This is a genomic window from Rhodococcus sp. ENV425, from assembly GCF_002887785.1.
Taxonomy (GTDB): Bacteria; Actinomycetota; Actinomycetes; order Mycobacteriales; family Mycobacteriaceae; genus Rhodococcus; species Rhodococcus aetherivorans.
Window position 1 is genome coordinate 1 of sequence record NZ_PCZU01000180.1, and the last position, 4,994, is coordinate 4,994.

General features: G+C 75.1%; 3 protein-coding genes. All 3 read left to right on the plus strand.

All coding sequences use genetic code 11. From position 1 onward, the window contains the following. The coding region (locus CQZ88_RS14840; RefSeq protein WP_180987021.1) for an isochorismate synthase MenF at window positions 1–672 on the plus strand (672 nt) is incomplete at its 5' end. Window positions 673–821: 149 nt separating this feature from the next. Beyond that, window positions 822–995: a DUF2613 domain-containing protein gene (locus CQZ88_RS14845; RefSeq protein ID WP_006940271.1), complete on the plus strand. Its 174-nt coding sequence runs from the start codon at window positions 822–824 to the stop codon at window positions 993–995. Between the two features lie 43 nt (window positions 996–1,038). Continuing rightward, the coding region (locus tag CQZ88_RS14850) for an alpha-(1->3)-arabinofuranosyltransferase (protein WP_258008606.1) at window positions 1,039–4,994 on the plus strand (3,956 nt) is incomplete at its 3' end.

Sequence of the window (4,994 nt, forward strand, 5' to 3'; positions counted from 1 at the left end):
CCCACCGCCCACGTCTACGCGGCGGACCTGAGCGCCGCCGGCGAGCGGTACCGCGGCCACACCCTGGTCGGCGCGACGCCCGAACTGCTGGTCAGCCGCCGCGGCGACGCCGTCACGTGCCGTCCGCTCGCGGGCACCGCCGCCCGCTGCGCCGACCCCGGCGCCGACCGTGAGGCGGGCCGGCAGCTGCTCGCCTCGGCGAAGAACCTCGCCGAGCACGCGTTCGTCATCGACTGGATCCGCTCCCGCCTGACCCCGCTGTGCAGCGAACTGGAGATCCCGGGCACGCCCGTGCTGACCGCCACGAGCGACGTGTGGCACCTGGCCACCCCGATCACCGCCACCCTGCGCGACCCCCGCACGGACGCCCTGACGCTGGCAGCGGCACTGCACCCGACCCCGGCCGTGGCCGGCACGCCCACCGAGGCCGCACTCGCGGCGATCCGCAGCACGGAGGGCGACCGTCGCTTCTACGGCGGCGCCGTGGGGTGGTGCGACGGGGACGGCGACGGGGACTGGCTGGTGGCGATCCGCTGCGCCGAGCTCAGCGCCGACGGCAGGCGGGCCCTCGCGTGGGGCGGCGGGGGCATCGTTGCGGCGTCCGATCCGCAGGCCGAACTCGACGAGACCACCGCGAAGCTGCGCACGCTGCTCGGCGTGCTCGGCCTCTAGGCCGCCGCGAGTGGAGCAGGCCACAGTCGCACCCGTGCGGGTGATACCTTGACGCGGAGCGCAACGACGCCGGACCGGTTCCGGCACCGTCGCGCACGACGAATGTCGGCTGCACACGGAAGCCGACGACGGACGATGGGGAGATGGGTATGGCGAAGTTCCTGGGCCCGGGCCTGGTCAGCGCGGCGATCGGCGCCGTCCTCGGCGCCGTGGCGGTGTTCGGGGTCACGGCGGCGGTTCAGGAGAACACCCGCCCGGAGGTCGACCGCAGCGGCAACGCCGATTCCTCCCTGCTGAACCAGGTTGAGTACGGCAGCCGCTGACGGCGCCATCCACGCGACGAGTTCACGCACTTCCCACGGCGCGGTGCCCCACCCCGGTGGGGCACCGTCCGCCGACCCCCTCTCCAGGCGGTGGTTGTACGGGGCCGCCGTGGTGTCGCTGCTGTTGGCGTTCGCGCAGGCCCCCGGCCTGATCGTCGCCGACACCAAGTACGACCTGACCCAGAACCCCCTCGGGTTCCTCACCCGCGCCGCCCACCAGTGGAGCAGCCTCGCCCCGCTCGGCCAGGTCCAGAACCAGGCGTACGGCTACTTCTTCCCGCACGGCTCCTTCTTCGCCGTCGGCCAGCTCCTGCACGTCCCCCCGTGGATCACCCAACGGGTGTGGTGGGCGCTGCTGCTGCTCGCCGGGTTCTGGGGCGTGGTGCGGCTCGCCGAGGCGCTCGGCGTCGGCAACCGTGGTTCCCGGCTGATCGCCGCGGCGACGTTCGCACTCTCCCCCCGCGTGCTGACCACCCTCGGATCCATCTCGTCGGAGACGCTGCCGATGATGCTGGCGCCGTGGGTGCTGCTGCCGCTCGTGCGCTACCTCGACGGCGACCGGGCGCTCCCGCACCGGCGGGGAGCACCGCAGCTCGCCGCGCAGTCCGCCGTCGCGGTGGCCCTCATGGGCGCGATCAACGCCGTCGCCACCGTCGCCGCGTGCCTCGTCGCCGGGCTGTGGTGGATCGCGCACCGCCCGAACCGGCGGTGGTGGCGGTTCACGCTGTGGTGGATCCCGAGCTGCGTCGTCGCGGTGCTGTGGTGGATCGTGCCGCTGCTGCTGCTCGGCCGGGTCAGTCCCCCGTTCCTGGACTACATCGAATCGTCCGGGGTGACGACGCAGTGGACGTCGCTGGCGGAGGTGCTGCGCGGCACCGGCAGCTGGACCCCGTTCGTCTCCCCCGAGCGCATCGCCGGCGCGGTGCTCGTCACCCAGCCCGCGGCGGTCCTCGTCACCGGCCTGCTCGCCGCCGCGGGCCTCGCGGGGCTGGCGATGCGGTCGATGCCCGCCCGGGGGCGGTGGGCGCTGATCCTGTTCGCCGGCATCGCCGGGCTGGCCGCCGGGTACGTCGGTGAACTCGGCTCGCCGATCGCCGAGCAGGTGCGGTTCTTCCTGGATTCGGCCGGCGCCCCGCTGCGCAACGTGCACAAGCTCGAACCGCTGGTGCGGTTGCCGCTCGTGCTCGGGCTCGCGCACCTGCTGCGCCGGGTGCCGCTGCCCGGCGCGGTGCCGTGGCGGCAGGCCCGGACCGCGTTCGCCCACCCCGAACGCCAGCCCATGGTCGCGTTCACCACCCTGATCCTCGTGGCGCTGACCCTCGCGACGTCGCTCGCGTGGACCGGCCGGCTCGCCCCGCGCGGTGCCTACGACGCGGTGCCCGGATACTGGCACGAGACCGCCGCGTGGCTCGACGAGCACACCTCGGCCCGCGGGGAACGCGCGCTGATCGTGCCGGGCGCCCCGTTCGGCAGCCAGATCTGGGGCCTGACCCGCGACGAGCCGATCCAGCCGCTCGCGTCGACGCCGTGGGCCTCCCGCGACGCCGTGCCGCTCGTGCCGCCCGGCGCGATCCGGGCCCTGGACGCGGTGCAGCGGCACCTGGCCGACGGCCGGCCCACCCCCGGCCTGGCGGCGACGCTGCGCGGCCAGGGCATCGGCTACGTGGTGATCCGCAACGACCTCGACCCGGAGACGTCGCCGTCGGCGCGGCCGGTGCTCGTGCACCGGGCGATCGAGGGCTCCCCCGGGCTCGTGCGGGTCGCCGAGTTCGGCAACGAGATCACCCGGAACTTCGAGGAGGGTTTCACCGCCGACTCCGACCTGCGACCGGCCTACCGGGCGATCGAGATCTACCGCGTGGACGTGCCCGGCGCGCCGGTCGGCCCGTACGCCGTGGACGCGGCGACCGTTCCCCGCGTCCAGGGCGGTCCCGAGGCTCTGCTGCGGCTCGACGACGCCGAGCCGGGGAACACCGGCCCCGCGCTGCTCGCGGCCGACGCGAGCCGGGCCGGCCTGCCCGTCGGCGACGTCGTCGTCACCGACACCCCCACCGACCGGGAGACCGACTACGGCCAGGTCGACCACCACAGCTCGGCGATCCGCGCCGCCGGCGACCCGCGGCGCACCTACAACCTCGTGCCGGACTACCCGGTGCCGGACACCGACCTCGTGCGCGCCGAGTGGGAGGGCGCGCGGATCAGCGTGTCCAGCTCCGCGTCGGACGCCACCCAGCTCGGCGGCACCTCCGTCGGCAGCGGGCCGGCGGCCACCGTCGACGGCGACCCGACCACCGGCTGGCACAGCAACGGCCTCGAGTCCGCGGTCGGGCAATGGCTGCAACTCGACCTCGACCGGCCCATCGAGGCCGGGCTGCTCCGGCTGAGCACCAGCCCCGGCGCGATCGGCACGCCGGTGAAATGGCTCGAGGTGACCACCGACCGCGGCAGCACCGCCGTGCGCATCGAGAAGCCCGGCCGGGAACAGACGGTGGCGCTGCCGCTCGGACGGACGACCTGGATCCGGATCACCTCCACCCGCACCGAGGACGGATCCGTGGGCAACCAGTTCGGGCTGACCGAGGTGGCGGTGGACGACTTCACCGACCGGGACAACCCGCGGCCCGTCGACATCCGGCAGCGGATCGTGCTGCCGGACGTCGCCGCCGGGGCCGCCGTGCGGGGCTGGAACCTCGGTCAGGAGCTGCCCGGCCGCGGCAGCTGCGTCGACACCCCCGACCGGGTGCGGTGCGCGCGGGGCCTGGCCGTCGCACCCGAGGAGCCGAACGTCTTCACCCGCACCCTGTCGGTGCCCGACGCGACGTCGGTGGCGCCGCAGCCGTGGGTGCGGGGACGGCCCGGCCCGGCGCTCGCCGAGGTCGCCGCGTTGCCGGACCGGGTGGTCGCCCGCGGCGCCGCCGACGTCGTGGACCTGCAGGGCTCCGCGTTCGCCGCCACCGACGGTGATCCGCGGACGACGTGGACGGCGTCGGAGGAGGCGGTGCGGCCCGGGGCACCGCGACCGACCCTCACCCTCGACCTGCCGTCCCCGCAGCTGGTCACCGGCCTCGAGGTGGCGCCGAGCCCGGGACCGCTGCCGGCGCGGCCGACCCGCGTCGCCGTCGACCTCGGCAACGGCCCGCAGGTGCGCGATATCGAATCATCAACAGCGACAATCGATCTCGAACCATACGTCACGGACCGGGTAGTGCTCAGCCTGGTCGGCTGGGACGACGTGCTGGACCAGACCGTGCTCGGCTTCGCCAAGGTCGGCCCGCCGGGACTGGCGGAGGTGACCGTGCTCGGCCCGGACGGGCCGATCGGCCCGCAGGACCCGGTGTACGAGCGGCAGGTCACCGTCGGGTGCGACGCCGGGCCCGTGCTGACCGTCGACGGCCGCACCTACCGGACGTCGGTCACCGCGACCGTCGCGGACCTCGCCGCGGGGGTCGAGGTACCCGCCACCCTGTGCGACGAGACCGTCGCGCCGCTGCCCGCCGGGCACGTCGACGTCGAGCTGGACCCCGGCCAGGCGTTCACCGTCGGGACGCTGCGGCTGCCGGTGCCCGGCGCCGTGAGCCCGCCGTCGCCCGAACCCACCGAGCTCGCCGTCGGCACCTGGACGGAGAACCTGCGCGAACTCGAGGTGCCTGCGGCCGAGCGGGAGCGGATCGTCGTCGTGCCGGAGAGCACCAACGTCGGTTGGGTCGCCACGGCCGCGGACGGCACCGAACTGACGCCCGTGGTGGTCGACGGCTGGCAGCAGGGCTGGGTCGTGCCCGCCGGGGCCGGTGGCACCGTGACGCTCGAGTTCGCCACCGACCGCTGGTACCGCCTCGGCATCTTCGGCGGTCTGCTCCTGCTGCTGCCGCTGTTCGCGCTCGCGGCCTGGCCGCGCCGGCGCCCCGTCGCCGACCCGGGACCGCCGCCACGGGTGTGGGGCAGCACGACCGTCGGCTTCGCCGGCGTCCTGGCCGTCGCGACCCTCGCGGCCGGTGCGGT